This is a genomic window from Amycolatopsis sp. CB00013, assembly GCF_001905755.1.
GTDB lineage: Bacteria > Actinomycetota > Actinomycetes > Mycobacteriales > Pseudonocardiaceae > Amycolatopsis > Amycolatopsis japonica.
Genome location: NZ_LIWC01000002.1, coordinates 1,566,581 through 1,590,130 on the forward strand (window position 1 = coordinate 1,566,581; position 23,550 = coordinate 1,590,130).

General features: G+C 69.7%; 19 protein-coding genes. 13 read left to right on the plus strand and 6 right to left on the minus strand.

Translation table 11 applies throughout. From position 1 onward, the window contains the following. The first annotated feature begins 35 nt into the window (after positions 1-35). The 8 genes from cydB to AMK34_RS17620 all read left to right on the plus strand — a co-directional run bounded on the left by cydB (position 36) and on the right by AMK34_RS17620 (position 10,997). Positions 36-1,043: a cytochrome d ubiquinol oxidase subunit II gene (gene cydB, locus AMK34_RS17585; RefSeq protein ID WP_073846014.1), complete on the plus strand. Its 1,008-nt coding sequence runs from the start codon at positions 36-38 to the stop codon at positions 1,041-1,043. Further along, positions 1,040-4,291 carry a thiol reductant ABC exporter subunit CydD gene (gene cydD, locus AMK34_RS17590; RefSeq protein ID WP_083649886.1) on the plus strand — a complete coding sequence of 1,084 codons (3,252 nt, stop codon included), beginning with the start codon at positions 1,040-1,042 and terminating at the stop codon, positions 4,289-4,291. The genes cydB and cydD overlap by 4 nt, the downstream gene beginning before the upstream one ends. A 14-nt stretch (positions 4,292-4,305) precedes the next feature. Next, positions 4,306-5,451: a GAF domain-containing sensor histidine kinase gene (locus AMK34_RS17595; RefSeq protein ID WP_038507361.1), complete on the plus strand. Its 1,146-nt coding sequence runs from the start codon at positions 4,306-4,308 to the stop codon at positions 5,449-5,451. A 107-nt stretch (positions 5,452-5,558) separates the two neighbouring features. Further along, positions 5,559-6,176: an excalibur calcium-binding domain-containing protein gene (locus AMK34_RS43850; protein WP_038507364.1), complete on the plus strand. Its 618-nt coding sequence runs from the start codon at positions 5,559-5,561 to the stop codon at positions 6,174-6,176. Then, positions 6,173-6,814 (plus strand): class F sortase, encoded by a 642-nt coding sequence (locus tag AMK34_RS17605; RefSeq protein WP_073846015.1) that lies wholly within the window; start codon positions 6,173-6,175, stop codon positions 6,812-6,814. The genes AMK34_RS43850 and AMK34_RS17605 overlap by 4 nt, the downstream gene beginning before the upstream one ends. Before the next feature lie 9 nt (positions 6,815-6,823). After that, positions 6,824-7,432 (plus strand): histidine phosphatase family protein, encoded by a 609-nt coding sequence (locus tag AMK34_RS17610; RefSeq protein ID WP_073846016.1) that lies wholly within the window; start codon positions 6,824-6,826, stop codon positions 7,430-7,432. 42 nt (positions 7,433-7,474) lie between these two features. Further along, positions 7,475-8,725: an HAD family hydrolase gene (locus AMK34_RS17615; RefSeq protein WP_073846017.1), complete on the plus strand. Its 1,251-nt coding sequence runs from the start codon at positions 7,475-7,477 to the stop codon at positions 8,723-8,725. 73 nt (positions 8,726-8,798) lie between these two features. Next, on the plus strand, positions 8,799-10,997 hold the full coding sequence (locus tag AMK34_RS17620; protein WP_073846018.1) for a tetratricopeptide repeat protein: 2,199 nt from the start codon (positions 8,799-8,801) through the stop codon (positions 10,995-10,997). On the opposite strand, the gene AMK34_RS17625 is transcribed toward AMK34_RS17620, so the two are convergent. From AMK34_RS17625 to AMK34_RS17635, 3 genes are all read right to left on the minus strand, one after another. Continuing rightward, complete coding sequence (locus AMK34_RS17625) at positions 10,957-12,468, minus strand: hypothetical protein (protein ID WP_241832787.1); 1,512 nt, start codon at positions 12,466-12,468, stop codon at positions 10,957-10,959. The genes AMK34_RS17620 and AMK34_RS17625 overlap by 41 nt on opposite strands. Positions 12,469-12,603: 135 nt before the next feature. Beyond that, a complete protein-coding gene (locus tag AMK34_RS17630) occupies positions 12,604-13,230 on the minus strand; it encodes a response regulator (protein ID WP_016330621.1) in 627 nt (208 codons plus the stop codon). Between the two features lie 9 nt (positions 13,231-13,239). Continuing rightward, positions 13,240-13,743 (minus strand): hypothetical protein, encoded by a 504-nt coding sequence (locus tag AMK34_RS17635; protein WP_073846020.1) that lies wholly within the window; start codon positions 13,741-13,743, stop codon positions 13,240-13,242. On the opposite strand from AMK34_RS17635, the gene AMK34_RS17640 reads away from it, so the two are divergent. Further along, positions 13,728-13,973, plus strand: a complete 246-nt coding sequence (locus AMK34_RS17640; protein ID WP_073846021.1) for a hypothetical protein — start codon at positions 13,728-13,730, stop codon at positions 13,971-13,973. The two genes, AMK34_RS17635 and AMK34_RS17640, sit on opposite strands and share 16 nt — an antisense overlap. Here AMK34_RS17640 and AMK34_RS17645 read toward each other — a convergent pair. Continuing rightward, complete coding sequence (locus AMK34_RS17645) at positions 13,952-16,474, minus strand: M14 family zinc carboxypeptidase (protein ID WP_083649888.1); 2,523 nt, start codon at positions 16,472-16,474, stop codon at positions 13,952-13,954. The genes AMK34_RS17640 and AMK34_RS17645 overlap by 22 nt on opposite strands. Before the next feature lie 87 nt (positions 16,475-16,561). Further along, positions 16,562-17,392, minus strand: a complete 831-nt coding sequence (locus tag AMK34_RS17650) for a thermonuclease family protein (RefSeq protein WP_038507388.1) — start codon at positions 17,390-17,392, stop codon at positions 16,562-16,564. 186 nt (positions 17,393-17,578) lie between these two features. Between AMK34_RS17650 and AMK34_RS17655 the strand changes: the two genes are divergently transcribed. Beyond that, complete coding sequence (locus tag AMK34_RS17655) at positions 17,579-19,138, plus strand: 3'-5' exonuclease (RefSeq protein WP_073846022.1); 1,560 nt, start codon at positions 17,579-17,581, stop codon at positions 19,136-19,138. Here the strand turns inward: AMK34_RS17655 and AMK34_RS17660 are convergent. After that, positions 19,128-19,454 (minus strand): nucleotide pyrophosphohydrolase, encoded by a 327-nt coding sequence (locus AMK34_RS17660; RefSeq protein WP_037333591.1) that lies wholly within the window; start codon positions 19,452-19,454, stop codon positions 19,128-19,130. The two genes, AMK34_RS17655 and AMK34_RS17660, sit on opposite strands and share 11 nt — an antisense overlap. A gap of 151 nt (positions 19,455-19,605) precedes the next feature. Here AMK34_RS17660 and AMK34_RS17665 point away from each other — a divergent pair, with 151 nt between their 5' ends. The 3 genes from AMK34_RS17665 (at position 19,606) to AMK34_RS17675 (ending at position 23,539) form a co-directional block, all read left to right on the plus strand. Then, complete coding sequence (locus AMK34_RS17665) at positions 19,606-20,499, plus strand: nitrate- and nitrite sensing domain-containing protein (RefSeq protein WP_073846023.1); 894 nt, start codon at positions 19,606-19,608, stop codon at positions 20,497-20,499. Next, entirely contained in the window at positions 20,496-21,809 is a 1,314-nt protein-coding gene (locus tag AMK34_RS17670) for a hypothetical protein (RefSeq protein ID WP_143202468.1), read from the plus strand. The genes AMK34_RS17665 and AMK34_RS17670 overlap by 4 nt, the downstream gene beginning before the upstream one ends. Before the next feature lie 176 nt (positions 21,810-21,985). Beyond that, positions 21,986-23,539 carry a DUF1841 family protein gene (locus AMK34_RS17675; RefSeq protein WP_073846024.1) on the plus strand — a complete coding sequence of 518 codons (1,554 nt, stop codon included), beginning with the start codon at positions 21,986-21,988 and terminating at the stop codon, positions 23,537-23,539. Positions 23,540-23,550 lie beyond the last annotated feature (11 nt).

Here is a 23,550-nt window from a genome sequence, read left to right on the forward strand (position 1 = left end):
CTTCAGCCCCCGGAAGCCAGGAAAGTGAGCACCCGATGACCCTCGAAACGATCTGGTTCTGCGTCATCGCCCTGTTCTGGCTCGGCTACCTCTTCCTCGAAGGTTTCGACTTCGGCGTCGGCATGCTCATGCCGGTCCTCGCGAAGGACAACACCGAGCGCCGCGTCATGGTCAACACGATCGGCCCGGTCTGGGACGGCAACGAGGTCTGGCTGATCGTCGCCGGCGGCGCGATGTTCGCCGCGTTCCCCGGCTGGTACGCGTCGCTGTTCTCGGCCGCGTACCTCCCGCTCCTGGTGGTCCTGCTCGCCCTCATCGGCCGCGGCGTCGCGTTCGAGTACCGCGGCAAGGTCGACTCCGACCGCTGGCGCCGCAACTGGGACCGCGTCATCGGCATCGGCTCGTGGATCCCGCCGTTCGGCGTCGGTCTGCTGCTCGCCACCACCGTCCTCGGTCTCCCGCTCGACGCCGACGGTAATCGGGTCGGCGGCCCGTTCGCCGCGCTCAGCCTCGAAACACTGCTCGGCGCGATCGCGGTCGTCGGGTTCTCGCTGGTCCACGGCGCCGCGTTCCTCGCCCTCAAAACCGAAGGCGACCTCCGGCACCGTGCGCGGAATCTCGGCACCCGCCTGCTCCCGGTCGCCCTCCTGCCGCTGCTCGCGTTCCTCATCGTCGTGCAACTGCGCTCGGGCGACCTGTGGACACTGCTCCTCATCGGTCTCGCCGTCGTCGCGGCCGTCGTCGCGTGGTTCCGGATCCGCATGGGCCGCGAAGGCCAGGCGTTCGCCGCGCTCGGCGGGGTCATCGCGGCTTCCGCGGTCGCGATCTTCGTCGCGCTGTACCCGAACGTCCTGCCGTCCACTTTGGACGCCGCCAACACGCTGACGATCGCGGGTGAGGCATCGAGCCCGTACACCCTGACCGTGATGACCTGGGTCGCGCTGTTCGGCGCCCCGGCCGTCCTGATCTACCAGGGCTGGACGTACTGGGTGTTCCGCAAGCGCATCGGCACCCGGCACATCCCACCGGTGCACGCACCATGACCGAACTTCCCGGCCGCGACACCCTTTCCGCCACGGAGTCCACAATGGACCCAGCGCGACCGGGGAAGGGTCCGCTCGGCGCGCTGGCTCCGCTTTCGAGTGCGGCGCGCCGGGCGTTGATCCTCAGTGGAATTCTCTCTTTCGTCAACGCGCTTTTGCTGGTTGGACAAGCGTTCCTACTGGCCGACGTCCTCTCCGCGGTCGTCCGCGGAACACCGGGGGACCGCACCGCCCAGCTGGCCGTGCTGCTCGCGCTCGTCGCAGGGCGTGCGTCGACCGGCTGGGCGGTGCGGATCGTTTCCGTTCGCGCGGCCGCCCGCGCGAAGGAGGAGTTGCGCGCCAAAGCCCTCGACCACGCCTTGAAACTCGGCCCGGAATGGATCGCGCGCCGCGGCCACGGCGAGCTGACGTCGTTGACCACCAAGGGACTCGACGCGCTCGACGCCTACTTCACCCAGTACCTCCCGGCCCTGGTGACCGCCGCGATCGTGCCGCTCGCCGCCGGTGTCGCGATCCTGTTCGCCGACTGGCCGTCGGCCCTGCTCGTCGTGATCACCGTGCCGCTGGTGCCGTTGTTCGCCATCCTGATCGGCAAGCACACCGCCGAACGGGTCGCCGAAGCCGCCGACGCAGAACAACGGTTGTCCGGGCATCTGCTGGAACTCGTTCGCGCGCTGCCGATCCTCAGCGCGTTCCGCCGCGCAGGGGCGCAGGCCGAGACGGTCCGGAAGATCTCCGAACGTCATCGCCGCACCACGCTCAAGACGTTGAAGGTCGCGTTCGCGTCGGCGTTCGCGCTCGAACTGATCGCGACGCTCTCGGTCGCGCTGGTCGCGGTCGTCATCGGTGTCCGGCTGGTCTCCGGCGAACTGTCGCTGGCCATCGGGCTCGGCGTGCTGATCCTGGTTCCGGAGTGCTACCAGCCGCTACGCGCGGTCGGCGCCGCCTTCCACGCCAGCGAGGACGGCGTCGAGGCCGTGCGCCGGGTCGCGGACGTACTCGCGGAACCCTTGCCGCCCAACGGTTCCGAGACGCCGCCCAAGGGCGAGGTCCACGTCGGCGGCCTGCGTGTCGCCAGGCGCGGCGGATTCGCCCCCGACGGCGAGACGTTCATCGCCCGGCCCGGCGAGATCACCTGGCTGCGCGCGCCCAGCGGCGGCGGCAAGTCGACGACGCTCGCCACGCTGCTCGGTTTCGTGCAGGCCCACGACGGGACGATCACCATCGGCGGCACCGACCTCGCCGACGCCGATCTGACGAGCTGGCGCGAAAGCGTCGCCTGGGTGCCGCAGTCGCCGGTGTTCGGCGGAGGCACGGTCCTCGACGAGGTCGGCGCGGAGGACATCCTCGGCGAACTCGGGCTCACGGGGCTCGCCGACCGGCCGGTTTCGAAGCTGTCGCAGGGACAACGCCAGCGTGTCGCGGTGGCGCGGGCGCTGGTGCGGGTCCGGTCGGGCGCGTGGCTGCTGCTGCTCGACGAACCCACCGCGCACCTCGACGAGGTCAACGCCGCGCGTGTCATGGCCGCCGTCCGCAGGGCCGTCGACGGCGGTGCGGCCGCGATCATCGCCGCCCACGAACGCGGCTCCGGTGTCGACATGTCGACCATGGCAGGCGGCGAAATCGGAACCACCGAGGAAACCCGGCAAGCCCGGCCGCTGCCTTGGCGTGAACTGCTGCACCCCCGGTTCTTCGGTGGCGCGTCGCTCGGCGCCGCCGCGCTGCTCGCCGGGGTCGCGCTGACCGCGCTTTCGGGCTGGTTGATCGCCAAGGCGTCGCAACAGCCGCCGATCCTGACTCTGACGGTGATGATCGTCGGCGTGCGAACGTTCGGCCTCGGCCGCGCGGGGCTGCGTTACCTCGAACGGCTGGTCACGCACGACGCCGCGTTCCGGATCGCCGGAAGCCTGCGCGTCCGGCTGTGGGAGTCGCTGGTGCGGCTCGGTCCGGCTCGGGCGCTTCGGGCGGGTGAAGAGCAGCGTCGGCTGGTCGGCGACACCGACACCGTGCGTGACCTGCTTCCGCGCGTGATCACTCCGCTGATCGTGGTCGCGTTGGTGGCCGTCGGCGCGGTCGCGGTCCAGGCCGCCGTGCTGCCCGAAGCCGGGCTCGCGCTGGCGGCGGCCGTGCTGGTGAGCGCGTTCGCGCCGCTGCTCGCGCTCCGGGCGGAACGCCGCGCGACCAGTGCGCTGGCCGCCGGACGGCGTTCGGTGTCGGCGCAGGTGCTGAGCCTGTTCGAGGCCGCCGCCGAACTGATCGCGTACGGGGCCGACAAAGAGCGTCGTCGACGGATCGCCACGACCGACGCCGCTCTGACCGCCGAAGCCCGCCGACAGGCCTTCGGCGGCGGCGCGGCCGATGCCCTGATCATCCTGGCGACAGGGGCCGCCACCGTCGTGAGCACCGGGTTCGCCGTGAGCGCCGTCGCCGCCGGCGCGCTGAACCCGGTCCTCGCGCCGGTGGTCGCCCTGGTGCCGCTGGCGCTGGCGGAGGTCTTCTCCCTTCTTCCGCCCGCCGCGCAGCACTGGGACACCCTGCGCCAGGCCCGTCTGCGCCTCGCCGCGTGCGATGAAGGACTCCTTCATCGCAAAATCTGCAATGAAGGAGTCCTTCATCGCGCCGGCGGGGTGCGGATCCGGAACGCCGACCTCGGCTGGCCCGGCACCGAGCACCCGGTCCTCACCGGCGTCGACCTCGACATCGCGCCCGGCACGCACGTCGCCGTCGTCGGCCCGAGCGGCGCCGGGAAGTCGACGCTCGTCGCTGCCTTGCTCGGTTTTCTCCAGCCGAGCAAGGGTGACGTCGCCGCTCCCGAGAACGTCGCCTGGGCGCCTCAGGAACCGATGCTCGTCTCGACCACGGTCGCCGAGAACCTGCGCCTCGCCAAACCGACGGCGTCCGAGGCCGACCTGCGGAAAGCGTTGTACGAAGCCGTTCTCGAAGACGTCGAGCTCACCACGATGCTGGACAGCGCCGGTGCCGGTCTCTCGGGAGGGCAGGCGCAGCGGGTCGCGCTGGCGCGGGCCGTACTCGGCGCCGAGCAGGCCGATCTCGTCCTGCTCGACGAGCCCACCGCTCATCTCGACGAGCCGACCGCGCGCACCGTCCGCGAACGTCTCGGCGAGGCGCTCGCCGGGAAAACCGTCGTCCACGTCACGCATCACGCCGCCGAAGCCGAAGAAGCGGACATGATCCTGGAGGTCCGAGAGGGCCGCGTCACAGCGCGCGCGTTGGCCGGAGCCGACTAATGTCGATAGCGCTCATGGATCCCACGCTTGCCGCGCGCGCACTGTCCGCCGCCACCGAGATCACCGGCACCGCCCTGTCCGGCGACGACCCGGGTGACGTGCTGGAGACCGTGGTCGCCCGCGCCGTCGAACTGGCCGAGGCCGACCTCGGTCTCGTCATGGTGCGCGCGGACGACGGCCAGGTGGTCGCGGAGGCCGCGCACGGGGCCACCACCCAAGGCCTGCGAGGGCTGGCCTTTTCCGCGGATTCCGCGGCGGGCCAGGTCGCGCGCGGCGGGGAGCCGGTGGTCAGCGAGGACTTCACCGTCGATCCCCGCACGGCGCCGTTCGTGCCGCCGGAACTCCAGGGCTTCGGGCCTTTCGCCGCTTCGGCGTTCGGCGCGGGCGGGCGCGTCCTCGGCGCGCTCACCGTGTACCGCCGCCACGGTGGGGAACCGTTCTCCGCCAGCACGGTCGAGGTGCTCACCGCGTTCGCCGCGCAGGCCGGCGTGGTGCTCGCGCTCGCGGAGGGTGCCAACGCCCGGCACCGCGTGACCCTCTACCAGGAGCGCGAACGTATCGCGCGCGAACTGCACGACGTCATCGTGCAGCGTCTCTACGGCGCCGGGATGCAGCTCGACCGCGTTCGCAAGAACATGCGGAAACGCTTCGCGCAGGCCGACGGCGCGCGGCTGTCCGAGGCGATCGACCAGCTCGACCAGACCATCGAAGAGATCCGCGGCACCGTGCGCGCCCTGCGCAGCCCGGAACCCGCGAACGAGACCGTCACCGCGACCGACCTCGCCGAGTCCGCGCGGGGCGAAGTGCGCATCGCGGGCGAGCTGCTCGGCTACCCGCCGACCCTCGAACTGTCGGGAGAGCTCGCCGACATCCCCGCCGAACAGGCGGACCACATCCGTGCGGCCCTGCGCGAGGCACTGTCCAATGTGGTCAGACACTCCGGGGCGAGCGAGACCCGCGTGACGCTCAGCCGCGACGCGGAAGGCGTCAAACTTCGCGTGCGGGACAACGGATCCGGTGTCCCGCAGGGGGTCGCCAAACGCGGTCTGCGTCATCTCGCCGAACGCGCGACGACGTCGGGCGGGCGCTTTTCGATCAATTCTTCCCCGAGTTTGGGGACATTGGTCGCTTTCGACGTTCCGCTCGATCAAACCGTGTGAAATTAACGGCTCGCTTTTCCGATTAATCCGTAACAGCTGGGGTCCGCACACGACTCTATGTGCATCGAACGCGCCCCGAGCGCGGATTCCCAGCGAAAGGACTTGTCATGTCCTCGGTTCGTCGCGCCCTCGGCACGGCCGCCATCCTTGCCGGATTCTCCTTGTTCGGCCCCGCTTCCGTCGCTTTCGCGCTGGCCGAAGCGCCCGCGATCGCCGATCTGGACTGCGGTGACTTCAAGTATCAGGAAGACGCGCAGGCCGTGCTCGACAAAGATCGCTCCGATCCGCATCGCCTGGACGAAGACGGCGACGGAATCGCTTGCGAAAAGCTTCCCAAACGGGGGACTCCGCCGATCGTGACGAGCACGCCGACCCTTCCGTCGATCACCACGGAAACGCGGGCGCCGCAGTTCAAGGACAAGGATTGCGCCGATTTTCCCTCGCAAGCCGCCGCGCAGGCCGAGCTCAAGAAGAACCCGCGAGACCCGCACAAGCTCGACGCCGATCACGACGGGTACGCCTGCGAATCCCGGTTCGGCGAACCCGCGAAATCCGGCCAGGTGAAGGTCAAACCCGTCGGTGGCGTCGCGACCGGTGGCGGGGAGGCCGTCGAAAGCAACGGCGGGTTCCTGGAGGTCGCCGCGGTCGCGCTGACCGGCACCGCCTTGCTGACCGTGTCGGTCGCGGGCGCGTCCCTGGTCCTTCGGCGGCGTGCGGAGCGATGATCCGGCCTTCCTGGCGCCGGTGGCCGTTCCCGCTGGTCGTCGGCACGCTCCTCGGGGTGGTGCTCGCGGCCGCGCTGACCGCGTGCGCCGTCCCTCCCTCGGGCAAGATCGCCTCGCCCGCGTCGCCGCCGACGATGTCCGCGGCGGCGCCTTCGGCCACGGTGATCCCGCCGGTCTCGCCGCTCGCGCCCGCGAAACCGGCGAGGCTCGAGATCCCGGCGATCGGCGTCCGCACCGGCGAGATCGTCGACCTCGGCCTGGCCGGTGACGGCACTCTGCAGGTGCCGCACGACGCGATCACCACCGGCTGGTTCACCGGTGGCCCGGCGCCGGGCGAGGTCGGCCCCGCCGTCCTCGCCGGGCACGTCGACTACAAGAAGGTCCCCGGCGTTTTCGTCCGGCTCAAGGAGCTGAAGGCCGGCGACGAGGCACTCGTGCATCGCGAGGACGGGATCACCGCGGTGTTCACCGTGTACGCGGTCGAGCGGCATCCGAAGGCGTCCTTCCCCACGGAGAAGGTCTACGGCGACACGACCGGGCCGGAACTGCGGCTGATCACCTGCGGCGGGGATTTCGACTCCTCGACCGGCAACTATCTCGACAACGTCGTCGCCTTCGCGAAACTGACGCGCGTTTAGATTCTCCGGATGCGCACCGTCTACGTCGTCACGCATCCGGAGGCCACGCACCACGTCGATCACCTGGTGGGCGGGTGGTACGACTCAGAACTCACTCTTGAGGGCGAACGCGCGGCCGTCGCCGTCGCCGAGTCGCTGCGCGCGAAGGTGCCGGACGAGGTGGAGCTCTACGCCTCGGATCTGCGCCGCACCGCGCGGACCGCGGAACTGATCGGCGAACGGCTCGGCGTGACCCCGGTCCTGGACCGGCGGCTGCGTGAGAAGTCGTACGGGGAAGCCGGCGGCAAACCGCAGGCGTGGCTGGACAGCCGGTTCGTCCCGCCGCCCGCCGTCGGCGAGCGGCTGGGACACGACGAAGGAATCCCCGGCGCCGAAACGAAAGGCGCGATGGCGGCGAGGGTCTACGCGGCCATGGAGTCGATCCTGGAAAGCCCGTGCGAGCACCAGATCGTCGTCACGCACGGTGGCGCGCTCACCTTCGTGATCGCCGCGTGGATCCGGATGCCGCTCGAATCGGCCGGGTACGTCGACTTCCGCGGTTCACCCGGCAGCGTCACCGTGCTGCGTGAGGACGACTACTTCCACAACCGGCAGGTCGTCACCCTCGCCGGGAAATGACAGGATCTCCCCGGACAGTCGAAGACCATGTGGGGAGATGACATGCCGAGGTTCCTGCGAGCCATGGCCCTTGCCGCCGCCGTGGCGGTCGTACCGGTGGCCGTGCCCGGCGCGGCGACCGCCTCGACCGCGTCACCTTGTCCGCAGCTGCGGTTGGCCGACCACTGGTACGGCGACAACGCGGCGAAGATCCAGCAGGTCATCTGCGGTAAGAAGCACGGCGAGCGGCCGGTCGCCGTGTTCGATTGGGACAACACGGTCATCAAGAACGACATCTCCGACCAGACCGTCTTCTGGATGATCCGGCACGACAAGGTCCTCCAGCCGCGCGACCAGGACTGGCGCACGACCAGCCGCTACATGACCGACGCCGGCGCGAACGCGCTGAGCAAGGCGTGCGGTACCGCCACCCCGGCCGGGAAACCGCTTCCCACGAGCAAGAACATCGCCTGCGCCGACGAGCTGCTCTCGGTGCGGAAGAGCGCGAAGACGACCACCGGCGAAGAGGTCTTCGCGGGGAACAACCGGCGGTACATGGAGGCGGCCTACGCCTGGGTCGCGCAGATCAACGCCGGATACCGTCCGGACGAGGTCCGCGCGATCGCCCGGCAGGCCAGGGCCGCGGCGCTGCTGGCGCCGATCGGGGCGACCCAGAAGGTCGGTTCGAGCACGCAGGTCGCGTGGATCCGGTACTACCCGGAGATCAAGGACCTGATCTCGACGCTCACCAAGGCGGGCTTCTCGACCTGGGTCGTTTCCGCCTCACCCAAGGAATTCGCGGACGTCTGGGGTTCCGCCGTCGGCATCCCGCCGAGCCGCACGCTGGGGATCTACTCGCAGACCACGAACGGCCGGATCAACGGACACCTCGAAGGCTGTGGCGGGCACGCCGACGGCGCCGACGAGATCATGACCTACATCGACGGCAAGCGTTGCTACATCAACGAACGCATCCTCGGGATCCGCGGTGCGAAGGCGATGGAACCGGCTCCGGCGGACAAGCGGCAGGCGCTCGCAGGCGGCGACGCGACCACCGACGTCACCATGCTGCGCGACGCCACCGGAGTCCGCGTCACGCTCAACCGCAACAAGGACGAGCTGATGTGCCGCGCCTACGACAACGCGGACGGGAAATGGGCGGTGAACCCGATGTTCATCGAGCCCTTCCCGGCACTGAGCCGCACCTATCCGTGCTCGACGACGGCGTACGAAAACGCCGACGGCACACACGGTCCGGTGCTGCGCGACGACGGCACGGTCATCCCGGATCAGCGGGACACCGTGCATCCCTGAGCGGGTTCACGATGCGTGACGCTCGGTCGCCCCGCTGCTACCGTGGCGTTCTTGGCTGAGTGAGGGGGAGGCCGTGGTTGACCTGTTGCAGGTCGTCGTGGACGAAGCCGCGAAGGCGGCCGCGACCTCGGCGGTGGGCGCCGTGTCCACGGCCGGGCGGAACGTGGTGTCCCTGCTCAAGGAACGGCTCGGGACCGGTGATTCCGGAAAGGACGCGCTGAGTTCCCGTGCCCTCGCCGCCGCCCGCGCGGACAAGGAATGGGCGGATCGCCTGATCGAAGCGGTGTCGGAACTCCATTCCGAAAACGCGTCGACGGCCACGGCCGGTATCGAGAACTTCCGCAACCACTTGGCCATCCTCGCCGACCCGCCGCGGACGGGGCTGAAACTGATCGTCGGCCCCGGCGGTTCGGGGAAGACCGAACTCGCTCGCCAGATCGCCGACCAGGTCCAAGCGGACTTCCCGTCGGGCCGGGTCGAAGTGTCGCTCGCCCGGTATCGCGACGGCGACGAATTCGACGCCGCGGCCGTGAAGCGGTACGTGCTCGAGGAATTCGGGATCCCCCGCGGCGAGATCCCGGTCGACGACGAACAACTGGACCGGCAGTTCCTGTCGGTGCTGGTCACCAGGTCGTTCGTGCTGATCCTGGACGACGTCGAGCTGGCGGCCGAACTGGCCTTGTTCACCCGCTTCCGCACCAGCCTCGTGCTGGCGACGGCTTCGCGGTACGGCCGCGAGCTGAAGGCGTGCGATCCCCAAGCCATCGAGCTCCGAGGGCTCGACCAAGAGGGTGCGCGGCAGTTGCTCACCGACTTCTGCGGCAAGGTCCGGCCATCGGAGGAACCGGTCGAGAGCGATCTGCTGATCGGGCTCTGCGACCGGATGCCGCTCGCACTCCGCGAGGTCGGCGTCACCCTGGCCGGTCGCGCCGGGGAGACCAGGCCGGTCGCCGCGCTGCTCGACGAGTACCGCGCGACCGGCGTCGTCGACGCCGAAGGTGTCATCCAGGACTCCCTGCGGCGGACGTTCGCTCGGCTGTCGGACGCCGCCGTCGAGGCCTGTGCTCTGCTGGCAGAGCATCCCGGCGGGTTCTTCACCAGGGCCACCGCGGCGGCGATGACCGGCGACCCGAAGGTCCTCGACGAACTGATCGCCGCGCAGCTGACCCATCAGTTCGGTGACTGGTATTCGCTGACAATCCTGGTGGGGCAGTACGCGCGCGGGCTGACGGCGGATCGGAACGCGGGCTTCGACCGTCTGCTCGCCCATGTCCGGGACACCGCGGTCGCGGCGGATTTCCGCGAGAACCCCCAGCGACTGCGCACCTACGTCGTTCCCTCGAAGCGGACTTGGGACCTGCCGGTCGATCACATCGATTGGCTGGAGTGGCATCGCACGCTGATCGGCGAACTGGTGAAGCTCGCTTGGCTGCGCCATCGCCACAAGGAAGCCTTGCAGTTGGCCGGAGCCTTCGAAGCGCTCGTGAACAAACGGGGCTACTGGCGCGAATTCGTCGAGATCAGCGACTGGGCGGTGAAAGCCGTCGAAGCCGATAAGGACGCGAAGCCCGGTCAGCTGCCGCGGGCACTGATGATGCGGGGCAAGGCCCGCTTCCTGGCTCGCTGGTTCCCCGCGGCGCGCGAGGATCTCGACAAGGCGGCCGAAATCCTCGCCGGTCCGGCGGTCGGCATCGCGGAACGCCGATGGCACACGCTGCGGGCGTCGCTGGCGGAGTTCCGGGGACGGTTCCACGAAGAGCACGCGGATCTGCTCGTCCATCGCCGGGCCGGGAAAGCGGAGATCGATCGGGAACTCGGGGAGGCCGCGCGGCAGCTCCGGCTCGCGTGCGCGATCAGCACCGAGCTCGAGGACGGTCCTGCGCTCGCCATCCATCCCAGAATGCTCGCCAACGTCCTGATCAAACTCGGCGAACCGAACGAGGCGATCGCCGTCCTCGGCACGATGACCGCCGAAGGGCGCAACCGGGCACGGGTCGAAATGGTCTACGCCAACGCTTATCTGGCGCTCGGCGAACTCTCCGAGGCGCGAGCGCGGTTCGCGTCCGCCTGGAATCAGCTGACGTCCCAGCGGGCCACGCAATACGCCTGGGAGCTCAGGGAACTGCAGGCGCGCCTGATGACCGCCGAGCGCGATCCCGGCGCGATCGACATATGGGGGCGGCTCGCCTACGACGCCACCCAGATCGGTCACCCGCGAGCCGACCGGTACTTCACCGCACTCGAATCGTCACCGCCCGATCGCCGACGCTGAGCGGTTCGGCGGGCGGCAACCGGTCCAGATAAACCAGCGACGCGCCGATCAGCGGGTCGATCGTGCGGTCGGTCAAGGTCAGTTCCCGCCGGACACCGTCACGCGTGTGGACCAGGCACGTGCTCCGGCCGACGGTCGCCGCGGCCACGGCGGCGTCCGGCCACTGGCGGAGGATCTCCTCGGACCACCGGGGAAAGTGGTCGACGTCCTGATCGTCCAGCCTGCGGTAAACGATCCTCGCGGTGGACAGCTGCCGCAGCGTCGCCCGGGTTTCGTGCGCCACCAGGTGTTTGTCCGCGAGGTCGTGCCGACGGCCGGTGCTCGGGAACCGCACGATCTTCGTCGCCGCCCCGGCTTCCTCGGTGCCGACGACGAAGGTGGCGACTTCCCGCGGTTCGACGTCGGGCACGTCGTGGGGCGGGAAGGAGGCTTCGGTCGCGGGCTCGGAAAGCTTCATCAGCCGGTACAGCCGTGGCCGCAGCAGTTCGGCGGACAGGTCCGCGGCACCGACGGCCTGTTTCACCACGGCCGCGTGGTCGCCGGGGCTGTGCCGCCGGATCGCGAGATCGATCTGAGGCCCCAGTGCCTCGTCCGGAACGAGCCGCGCGGTTCGTTCGGCGAGTGCCGCGATGGGGGAGCCGGGAACCACGGTCTCACCGCCGTCACCGATCAGGAGCAGGGGCCGGTCGACCGCGGCGGCATACAGCGCCAGCGAACCGAAGTCCGAGATGACACACGAAGCGGCGGTGAGCGCGGCCTGCCAGCCGGCTTCGGGCGGAAGTACCTGGAGGCCCGCTTGGCGTGCCTCGGAGAGCCACGCGTCGACTTGCCAAGGGCTGTGGGCCGAGGTGATTCCCGGATGGAGCACGGCGCAGCAGCGATAGCCGTCGTACTCGAGCTCGGAGACCAGCCGCAGCGGGAGATCGGGCACCGTCCCCAGTAGTGAACCGGGCCCCCAGGTGGAGGCGATGACCACCAGGGTGTGGCCGTGCGCCCCGAACGCGGCGCGGTACGCGGGGGCGCGATGGATGCCCGCGCGCAGGCGGTCATGGCACGGGTCGCCGACCATCACCGCGCGTGCCGCCGCTTCGGGACCGGCTTCCCGCAGGTGGGCGCGCTGCTCGGGATGGGAGAGCGCGACCATGGCGGGGACGACCCGGCCGTCGCGGACGAGCCGGTCCGGATTCATCCCGGCGACCGTCCGGCTCCGCGGGTAGTACTTCTGGTAGCCGATTCCATGGGGCACCAGGACGATCGGCGCGTCGAAGAGATGGAGATCGTCGTTCTCGCTCGCCGCGATAACCAGGTCGAAGCGGCTTTGGAGGGCCTGCCGCCACGGAACGACGGAGGCGCGGAGCGTGCCGAGGAATTCAGGAACGCCGGCGCCGAAGATCGCGGTGCTGTCCGCGTCGTAGGTGAAGACCAGCTGGAGCCGTCGATCGCTCTCGATCAGCGACAGGATGTCCAGCAACCTCGTCAGCGTCGTGACCGTGCGGACGACGACCAGGATCTTGCGTTCGACACCGATGGTGAGCCACTGGTCGAACTCGGGATCGACCGGGACCTTCGCCCAAAACGACGGGGGGGGGGGTACCTTTTTCGCGCACTACCTGTCCCGGCGCGCGATCCATGCCGCGGCCTGCGTGCGGCGCTGCATGCCCAGCTTCGCGAGCACGGACGTCACGTAGTTCTTCACCGTCTTCTCGGCGAGGAACAGGCGCTCGGCGATCTCGCGGTTGGACATGCCCTGCCCGATCAGGTCCAGCACCTCGCGCTCGCGTTCGGTGAGGGAGCCGAGTTCGTCCTCGGGCGGATGCCGCAGCTTGTCGAGCACGCGCGCCGTCGACAGCGGGTCGAGCAGCGACCGGCCCGCCGCGACCTCGCGGACCGCGTTGACGACGTCCTGGCCGCGGACCTGTTTCAGCAGGTACCCGGCCGCGCCCGCCATGATCGCGCCGACCATGGCCTCCTCGTCGTCGAACGCGGTCAGCATCAGGCACTGCGGCGGGTTCGGCTTCGAGCGCAGCTCGCGGCAGAGCGCGATGCCGTCGCCGTCGCCGAGCCGCACGTCGACCACGGCGACGTCCGGCTCGACGTGCATCGCCACGGCGAGGGCCTCGTCGACCCCGCTCGCTTCGGCGACGACCTCGATGTCGGGCTCGTCGGTGAGGAGGTCACGCAGACCGCGCCGCACCACCTCGTGGTCGTCGATGAGCAGCACCTGGATCGGCATACCCCCACGTTACTTCGTCGCCTTGGCGACGGGAGACGCGAGGAACCGGGTGTCCGGTACGAGGCCGCCCATCCATTCCTCGGCGAAGTCCTCGACGATCACCGGATCGGGTTCGTTCCCGTACCGCTCGATATGCCAGGCGGCGAACGGGCGAGCCATTTCGGCCGGGTCCGCGTCGTCGAAGAAGGTCCGGTATGGCGGAAGCGGCGTCTTCCGTTTCTTCAGTGTCGCCTCGAGATCCTCGCGCCGGCGCTGGAAGCGGTACCAGTCGTCCAGCACGGTTCGTGATTCATCGCCGTTCACCAGGAAACCGCAGCCGACCAGGCCGGTCAGCCGCTCGGTGTCGGTCACCATCCGCGGCTCGGCGTCGCCGTGCTTCTTCCGCCACGCTTCGGCGGCTTGCTCGACGTCGTCGTAGACCTGGACGCCGCGTTGACGCGGGTGATCGAAGAGCGCAGCACCGGCACCACGCCGGGTGCCGAGATCGCGAGCAGGCCGTGAAGGAACCGCCACAGTGCTTCAGACGGTTCCGTCCTGGCCAGCACGGATACCTCGCCGACGAGGGCGGCGAAGAACAGGTCGAAGTCGAGGCCGTCGTTCGCCTCGTCGAGGACACGTTTCAGCTCGGCCCCGAGCAGTTCGCCGGTCGCCTGCTCGGCGATTTCGGCTTCTTGTTCCTCTTCTTGGGCTTCCGGCCACGTGATACGGGCACACCCGCACGTTACTTCGGGGCCGCCCAGTAAATCGCCTTGGCCACCTGCGAGTACAAGCCCTTCGGGTGATCGCGGAACAGCGGTTCGGTGCCGAACAGCACGGCCCGCCCGCCGAGCCCGGTGGTCCCGGACACGACGGCGGCCTGGCCCGCCGCCTGCAGCGGCCCGCCGGTACCGTCGTCCCGGGTCCGCCAATGCCCCGCGACCAGGGGATTCCCGCTCGCGTAGCGCTGCTCGACATTCACCGAAGAGCCGAGATCGGTAAACCAGAATGGCCCGTAGACGAACGAGTCCGGCAGCGCGCCGGTACCCACCGGGCCGGTCCCGTTGACGACCGAGACGACGCCGTTCCCGTCTTCCCAGCCCGCCACCGGACGTGCTTCGAGAAGTCCCACGTCCGTGTTGAACCGCGCGCCCGTGGCACCGCGGGTGACCACGCCGCCGCGCGCGAGGAAGGCGCGCAAACCGTCCTTCGCCGCCGGAGTGAGGTCGGTGTACCGCAGTCCGGAAGAGACGAACAGCAGGTCCACCCGTGACCAGTCGAAGCCCGCGTTGAGCACCGCCGCCGACACCGGCCGCACGTCGAAGCCCATGTCCCGCAGCGCTTTCAGCTCGTCCGCCCCGACGGCGGCCGCGATCGTCTTGCGGCTCAACGGGGTCGCCGTCCCGCGTGCCTCGGTGAATCGGACGCCGTAGCGGTCCGCCACCTCCGCGGCGGCAGGGCGTGCCGACGCCGGAACGACGATCGTGCCGTCGTCCGTGCGGCCGAGGGCGAGGCCTCGGTTCAGCAGGTCGTTGACCGCGCTGACGTCCTTGGCGTCGACCAGCTTCAGCGCGAGATCCCGGCCAGGCGCGGCGTCGACGCCACCGGTCGGCGACGCCGCGACGACGTCGTGCGTACGGACGTCGAGCCTGCCCTGCTTCACGATGTCGACCGAGGCGCCCCAGAGCAGGCGATGGCTCCAGCCGGAGATGTCGTACATGACCGGCACCTTCGCCGAGATGTCGCTGCCCTGCTCCAGCATCACGTTCGCCAGACCGCGTTTCGGCTGGTGCATGTCGACCACGTACGAACCGGCCGGATAGCGGCGTCCCGCCAGCGAGAACGGGCGATCGGCCTGCCGCACCCGGACGTCGTTGGCCACCAGATGGTCGACCAGCCGGGAAGCGGCGACGGCCGAACGCTGGTCGGCTCCGGCGGGGATGACGTACGCGCGCGGGAACTCCGTGCGGTAGCGGTCTTCCGGCCCGAAGCCGGGCACGAAGCCGTCGGGGATCTCGCGCTGCGCTTCACCGGCCGTGCCGCGGCGGAACATCTCGATCTGGTTCGCGATGAGCTCGCCGCGGTTGCGGTCGACGTAGTTCAGGGTGCTGCCGATGGTGGCCTCGACGACCTCGGTGTTGATCACCGCGCGCCGCTGGAGCTCCGGCACCGGCTGCGTTTCGTAGTCCGCGTTGTTCACCCGCATCGGGATTTCGATCGTGAAGGACACCGCGCCGTGGTACATCGCGTACTGGGCGGTGTAGATCGGCGCCCAGCCGTCCCAGCTGCCGGGGTCGTAGTCGCGGAACGGGATCTCGGGCTTCGCCGTCTCGGGGCGCCCGATCGCCTTGACCGCCTGCTCCATGCCGAGCCCGTTGGCGTAGCCGTGCTTGATGTAGAGGTCGAAGTCGTAGTTCTGGCCGTGCGGCGGCGTGGTGGGCTCGATGAGCGTGTTCGCGACGTAGCCGTGTTCGTCCAGCATCATCAGCGGCTGCTTGCCGATCGCGATCCCGCGCATGGCCCGCACTTCGGGCTGCGACGCGGTGACGAAGTCGCGGTTGGGGTCGAAGCCCTGCGACGTCTGCCGCGTGCCGGCGACGCGGCCGTCCGGATTGGCCGTGACGTTGAAGTAGAAGCGGTTCCGCTTCAGCAGTTCGACGGTCTTGGGATCGTTCGACGTCGCCAGCTTCTCGATGACGCGGAGCGCGCCGTCGGTGCCTTCCCATTCGTTGCCGTGGATGTTGTTGTTGATCCACACCGGCGCCTTGTAGCCGTGGCGCAGGAACGGGTCGCGCGCGGCCCGCGCCGGGTCGTTCTCGATCAGCGACCGCCAAGCGTCCTGCCGTCGCGTCTCGGACCGGCTCTCCGGCGCGGTCAGCGTCACCAGGTAGAGGTCGCGGCCGAGCCCGGACTGCCCGGCGATCTCGACCGAGATCCGGTCACTGCGCGCCTGCAACGCGTTCAGCTTCGGCGCGATCGCGTGATACGGCGCGAGCCCGAGTTTGATCGACTTGTCGGCCGTGTTCTCCGGATACACCCGCAGTTTCGTCTTGCGCGGATACCCCGAATGGTCACCCGCGACGTTCTCGCCCGCCGCGGCCCGCGCGACGCTCATCGGCTGGTCGGTCGCGGCGACCTCGTTGCGCTCCGGCCCGTTGCCGGGATCGCGATGCGGCGACGTCGGCGGTGGCGCCGCGTACGCCGGCGCGGCGACCGCGCTCAGTGACAGCATCAGGGCCAGGAACACGGTGCGAGCCGAACGCGACAAGGGCCACCTCCAGGGACGTCGGCACAGTGTTTCCGGTCGGCCGAACGGCCCACAAGACCCGAAAGGCGGCTAATCGGGCGCCGGGAACTACTTCTTCGGCTCGCAGGCGACGCCGTCGCCGTCCCGGTCGAGTTTGCGGTTGTAGCCGGGCTGGCCCGCGTACAACGGCGCCGCTCCGGCCGCCCGCACGGCGTCGCAGTTCGCGTAGGACACCGTCTTGGGCGGATCCGGTTCGGCCGCCGCCGGCGGCGGGGTCGACTTCTTCGTGGTGGGCTCGGCCCGGGTGATCGGCGGGGCGACCGGCTGCTGCGGTGGCGTGACGGAGGTGGGCGGGGTGTCGATCTTGCCGAAGCAGGGCGGCCCCCAGAGCCCGTTCCCCGCCGTCCGCGCGGTGTCTTCGGCGGCCTGCAGCGCGGTGCCGATGGTCTTCTCGACCGCCCTGCTCGCGAATTTCGCGTAGCCCGCTTTGAGCGCGGTGGTGGCGTAGTCGCCACCGTTCACCATGCTCACCGATGCCAGCGCGACACCGGCCTCATCGGATACCGATCGAATGATGACCTCTTGGTCGGCCAGTGTGTTCTTTGCCCACGTGAGGGTTTCCTCGGCGAAGCATCCGTTCGTATTCGGAGGGGTCGTCAAACCGAGGATCCTGACGATTTTTTCGCCGTCGGGACCGGTCACCTTGACCGTGCCGGCGTCCACGATTTCGGCGACCCGGTAGGTGCTCGGAGCGGTGGACGAGGACGTCGGCGGGGTCGACGTCGCCTGGTCGGCACTTTTGGCCGCGACGGGCTGCTCTTGTTGTGGTTGTGGGGTTTTCCCGAAGACTGCGCCGAGAACGAAAAGTACCGAAAAGGCGGCGAGGACGATCATCATCCAGCGGGGCATCCGCTTGTCGCGGGAGGGACCGGTGTGCATGGGCGTCCTCGGGATTCTTGCTTCGGGTGAGCTTCGCCGGTTTTTGTCGTTCCCCCGGCGAATGGTGTTACATGCTCGGCTTTTCCGTCACGAAGCGGCCACGAACGGGTCACCGTCGGCATTCGGGCGTTACGCGAACGGTGACGTCACGATCCACCGGTAGACGCTTCGAGAAAAGGAAACGAAATGGCGGAGACAGTCGAAAATCTCGCGTTGACTCCAGACGGCCGGTTCGCCGTGGGGACGACCGAATTCACCGCCATCGACTTCGAGACCACCGGCCTGCACCCCGGACACGTGGTCGAGGTCGCGGCCGTGCGCATCCGGGCGGACGGCACGGTCCTGCGTGAGTTTTCGACGCTGGTCAATCCGGGCCCTGGCGTGGATCCCGGCCCCGCCCACGTGCACCGGATCACCCGCCGCGAGCTCGACGGCGCTCCCTATCTCGGCGAGGTACTGGGCGACTTCCTCGATGTCTGTCAGGGCAGTGTCCTGGTCGGACACAACCTGCCCTTCGAGGCGCGCTTCCTCGACGGGGAGTCCGGCAGGTTGGGCGCGCGGATCCCGGCGATGCCGGGCGTGTGCACGCTGGCCGCGGCCCGGCGCGCGCTGCGGTTGCCGAACTATCGCCTGGCCACGGTGGCCGAGGCGGTCGGCGTCGGCGAGTTCGCGGCGCACACGGCGCTCGCCGACGCCTACGTGTGCGCCCGGCTGGTGACGACGCTGGTGACCACACACGGCCTCAGGTTCACGGAACGGCCGGTGTTCCCGGAACTGCCGCGATTCGCGCCCTCCACGCGCCTATCGCCTCGTCGTGTGGTGGTGCCGAGCGGTGGCACCTGGATGGCGGACTTCGTCGACCGGGTACCCGAGGCCGCGTTCGGAGCGACCGGCTCGCTGCAGGACGCCTACGTCGAACTGCTCGGGAACGCCTTGGCGGACCGTCATATTTCGGACGCCGAGGCGAGGGCACTCGGCGCGGCGGCCTCGGCGGCGGGGATGTCGGACACCGATCTGCACCGCGTGCACACCGGCTTCGTCAAAGCCATGCGCGAGCTCGCCGAAAGCGACGGCGTCATCACCGCGGAGGAAGAGCGGGATCTGCGCGCCGTCGCGGCGGCCTTGCGGGTGCCCGAAACGCTGCACGGGCTCCGGGCCACCGGGGCCGCATCCGGCGTGCGTCGCCGTGTCCTCGTTCTCGGCGACGGGCTGGCGGAGGATGATCTGCGCGCCGCAGTGCTCGATGCGGGCCTTCAGCTCGCGAAGAAGCTCACCGCGTCGGTGACCCATCTGGCCGTGGGCTCCGGAGTTCCCCCTGCCGAGCCACGGATCGCCAGGGCGGGTGAACTCGGTGCGAAGGTGCTCGGAGTCGCCGAGGCGCGTGAAGTGCTGGGTCTCGTTCCGCGGCCGGCGCCCGTGCCCGCCCCGATCCCCGTGCCGCCGCCCGCCCCGATTCCGGCTCCCGTGGCTCCGGCTCACCGGCCGGTCTACGCCGCTGAACAGCGGACGGCAGCCTTCGTGCCTTATCCGCAGCCACCTGTTCCGCACGGGCCCATACCGCCGGTGCCGTCCCCGCCGTCGGTCGCGCTGTGGGGAGGCAGGGTCCTCATGGGGTTCGGGATGCTGCTCATGTTCATCACGGTGCTCGCGTTGTTCGGCGGCGCGGGGCTCGCCGCGGGCGTTTTCGTGGGCGTGCTGGGTGTCGGTGGCCTGCTCGGCGGCTGGCAGATCGCCGTCAGGGCTTGACGTCGGGCGCGGGGAACCGGTGCTCGTTCCGATCGATCTTGGCGTTGGCCGCCTCGATCAGGTCCACCCCGAGGCTGTTCGCCAGCTGGAGGAGGTACAGCGTGACGTCGGCGATCTCGTCGACGACGTTGTGCGCCAGCTCGGGGTCGGAGCGCCACTTCGCCGATTCCTCCGGGGTGAGCCATTGGAACAGCGAAGTCAGCTCGCCGACTTCGCCGGACAGCGCCATGACCAGGTTCTTCGGAGTGTGGAACGGTTCCCAGGCCCGTGCCGCGGCGAAGTCGCGGAGGCGCTGGTTGAGGTCGTCGAGAGTCACGTGCCGTGCCTACCAGATCGTCACGGTGCGCTAACGGCCGTATGGCGGACGAGCGTTGACGTGCAATTTGCAACTTGCCTAGCGTCGCTGGGCGTCGGGGAACCGATCCGGAAGGAAAGCCTTGACGTACCAGCGAAGCCTTCGCTCTCGCATGCTCTCCATCGCGTTCGTGCCGAGCGCGGCCTTGGTGCTCGTCGCGTTGTTCATCGGCGGATTCCTCGTCCAGCAGGCCATCCAGGACCGTGACGACGCCGAGGGCGGGGCGGTCATCATGGCCGAGGCGAGCCGGGGGATCGCGTCGTTGCAGCGGGAGCGGGCGGTCGCGCTGCGGGCGCCGGGCAGTCGTTCCGCCACGTACACCGCGTATGCCGATCGCATCGACACCTCGCTTTCCTCGTTGCGCGAGATCGCGCGGGCCGCCCCGGACGCCGAAGTCGGCTATCAGCAGACGATCGCCGTCGAGCTGCTCACCGCCGTCGAAGGCATGGACCGCAGCGATTCCCTCGCGGTCGCCGGGATCGACGACGAGGGGCGGCGCGACTACGCCGCGGCCGTGGGCGCCTACCGGTCCAGGCTCGACGCCGTCGCCGGAAAGCTGACGGAAAGTAGCCGTCGGACCTACCGCGATCTCGTCGGGAGCGTGGACTGGAGCCGGTTCGGCGCGGTCGAAACCGCGTTGAGCGCGGCCACGCCGCCGCCCGTCGGCCAGGACGCCTGGCGCGTGGCGGCCGGCGTCGTCGGCCGGACTCTCGGCGATCTCGCCGCACGCCAGATCGAGTACTCGGCGCAGCTCGCGATCGACGGCGGACGCCGGGTGCTGAGCGGCGCGCTCGCCGCCGCCGCGGCGATTTCGCTGCTCGCGGTGGTGGTGATGGCGATCGTCATGCAGCTCGCCAGCCGGCTTCCGATCCCGATCATCCGCTGCCCTTCGCGGCTCGACGCGGCCCCGCTGGCCTGGTCACACCTGGTGAGCGATTACGCCGAAAAGAGCACGCTGTTGGCCCACACGAGTCGGCGAAGCGGTCGGGCAGACTTGTCCGGGTGAGTTCCCCGACGGATCTGCGCCCCTACCTGCGTACTTTGGACGCGGAAACGCTGGCGGACCTGCTGCACGCCCAGGCCGAGCGTGACCCTGAGTTACGGCAGGCCCTGGAGAACCGTTTCGCCACCCAGGGGAGTGACGTCGCCGAGGCGCACCGCCTCCTCGACACCGCCGTGCTGGCGAACAACGTCGAGTACGCCGCGAAGGTCGGCTCCGTCCTCGACACGCTTCAGCGGCTTCTCGACGCCGGAAGCCGGGCCGATCTCGCACCGCTCGCCCGTCGGACCGTGGACGACATCAGCGAGATGCTGGAGCAGATCGACGACACCTCGGGCGAGGTCGCGGACCGGCTGGACCGGGCCGTCGAGCTGTACGCGCGGGCCTGCGTGGCCCGTCCGCCGGATCCCGAGAGCCTGGCCGCCTGGATCCTCGAAGTCGAGTTCGACGGGCCCGGCTGGCCTGCCATCGAGCTGGCCGACTTCGCCGCCGCCTTGGGGGAAAAGGGAATCGCGCGGATCCAGTCCACTGTGGACGCGGTGCTGGCGGAGCAGCCGTCCGGCGCGAAACGCGAGACGGCCGAGCGGTTGCGCGAGGAGTTGGCGGAGGTGTCCGGCGACGTCGACGCGCTCGTCGCGATCCTCGCCGCCAAACCGCCGCGGGTGGACGTCAGCCTCAAGATCGTGCGCGTCCTGCGCGCGGCGGGGCGGCACAGCGAGGCCATCGCACATGCGGCGCGGGCGCTCACGCACGACAAGAAGGAAGAGCCGCCACCGCCGGAAGCTGAGCCGGTTCCCTTGTCGCGCAAGGAGTTCGACGAGAATCCCACGGCCGCCACCTACCTCGCCCTGCGTGCGGAGTCGCTGGAAGCGGGGCGCTGGGTCGCGCAGCGGAAGACCGCGCTGGCCCGTCTGCGCGAACTCGCCGCCGGGAGCACCCAAGCCGCGGATGAACTCGTCCGCGCGTTGCTCGGCGAGGATCGCGCCGACGAGGCTTGGCGGGCGGCGGTGCGGTTCGAGGCCTCTTTGCCGGTGCGCGTCGAACTCGCGGACGCGCGTTCCGTCGCCCATCCGGCCGAAACCATTCCCGTGTATCGGGACCATGTCGAAGAATTGATCACGCGGAAGGATCCGAACTCCTACCGCGAGGCGGCCCGGCAACTGCGCAAACTGCGCACGGTGCACAAAAAGGCCGGTATGGCTGAAGAATTCAGCTCGTACCTCGGCACATTGGTGGAAATACACAAACGCAAGACCCGGCTGATCGCCGAGGTCAAGGCGGCGAGAATCGCGATTCCGAAACCGGTCGGCGCGTAACCGCGCCCGGCGGCCGTCGTTATTCGAGTGAACCGAGGAAACCCGGCGAAGAAGGTCGAAGTCGCGGTGGTCCTGTAACCGGTTTCCGTCCGCGTCCTCCCCGCGGACGGGACCCGTGTTCCGCGCCCGGGACCACCGCGACGAGCCCGATCGGGTCCGCGTGAAAACATGTCGCCATGAGTCCGGTCAGCCGTGCCCGCAAGAAGGCAGCCCAGCCCTCCACTCCGAGTGTGACGGGCCTCTTCAAGGACGTCCTCCGGGACTTCTCGACCCTTGGCGCCGAACCCGAGGTGCTCGACGTCGAGCTGCTGACCTCCGAGGTGCTCGGCCAGTGGTGGGAGATCGAGGTCGAGGAGGACGAGACGCCGCTGGGTCTGGAGCTCATCGCGTTCGCCGAGCGGAAGATCACCCCCGCCGCGGCCGCGCTGCTCGCCGGATTGCGGGTCTTCGCCGAGACCGAGGAAGAGCGCGAGGCCGCCGCCGCGGCGCTGAACACCGTGCTGGGCCGCGGGATCCCGGAACCGGACTGGATGGGAGACCTCGCCGCGGTGACCGTGGGGGACTGCTGGCGGACCGGCGACGTCTTCGGTGACGAGTCTTCCCTGCTCTGCGTCTTCACCCGCGGCGGTGTCGAGCACGGCCTGCTCGCGCTGGTCGACTTCACCGAGGGCGGCCGGATCCGCGACGTCGTCGTGGTCGACAAGCCGCAGGACGTGCTGGCCGAGATGCGCCAGCAGGCCACCGACGACCCTGAGCTGGTGACGCTGGAGCGGGTCTTGCCCGAGCGCGCCCACCAACTGCTCGCGGACGGCCTCGCCGCGACGGACGTCGTCGAAGAACCCGACGTCAGCGAGGATTACGCGCGGTTCCATGCGCTCGCGCTGGCCTGGATCCGGGCGATGCCCGCGCCCGAACCGTCGCCCGAGATCTCCGAATGGCCCGAGCAGGTCCGCGAAGAGGTCGTCGCCGACTTCATCGGCTCCGGGCTCGTGGAGGACACGGACGCGACGCGGTTCTACGCGCGCCTGCTGGTCGACTACGGCTGCGAGACCGAGCCGGGCAGTCCGCTGCGGGTCGGGCCCGAGAAGCTCGCCCGGTTCCTCGAGTCGCTGCTGGACGGCGAGTTCGAGATCGACGAGGCCTACGAAGACGCGCTGGAGCCCGCCCTGCTCGGCTGGGTCACTTGGGCCGCCGACCGCGCCGGGCTCCCCGAGGCCGCGCGGGTGGCGCTGCTGGAGAGCGCGACCGAGTTCCTGGAGGAGTTCGCACAGGACGAGGACTCGGCGCTGGACGTCTACTTCGACGGCTCGGAAGGGATCGAGGACCCGGCGGAACTCGCGGACGCCCTGGCGCGCCGCATGTTCGCCGTCCCGACGGTCTACGCGGAGATCGGCGACGAGGAGCTGGAACTCGAGCCCGCCGACCCCGAGCAGCGCCGCCTGCTGGTGATCGGCGAGCACCCCGAGTACCACGAGGCGCTGGCCGAGGAGACCTTCGACGGCGAGCCGAGGATGCGGCTCGCGCTCAAGACCACGATCGTCGACCAGCTCTGGGACGACGAGCCCGCCGAGGTCTGGCAGGCCGTGCTGCGGCTGAGCGAGACGGGACAGGAACGCGAGGAGATCTTCGATCGCCTCATCGACGCGCTGTCCGCCCAGCTCGCCGAAGCGGGCGAACACGAGATGGACTACGACGTCGACGACTACCGGAAGGCGCTCGGCGAACTCTGAGCGCGGGAGGC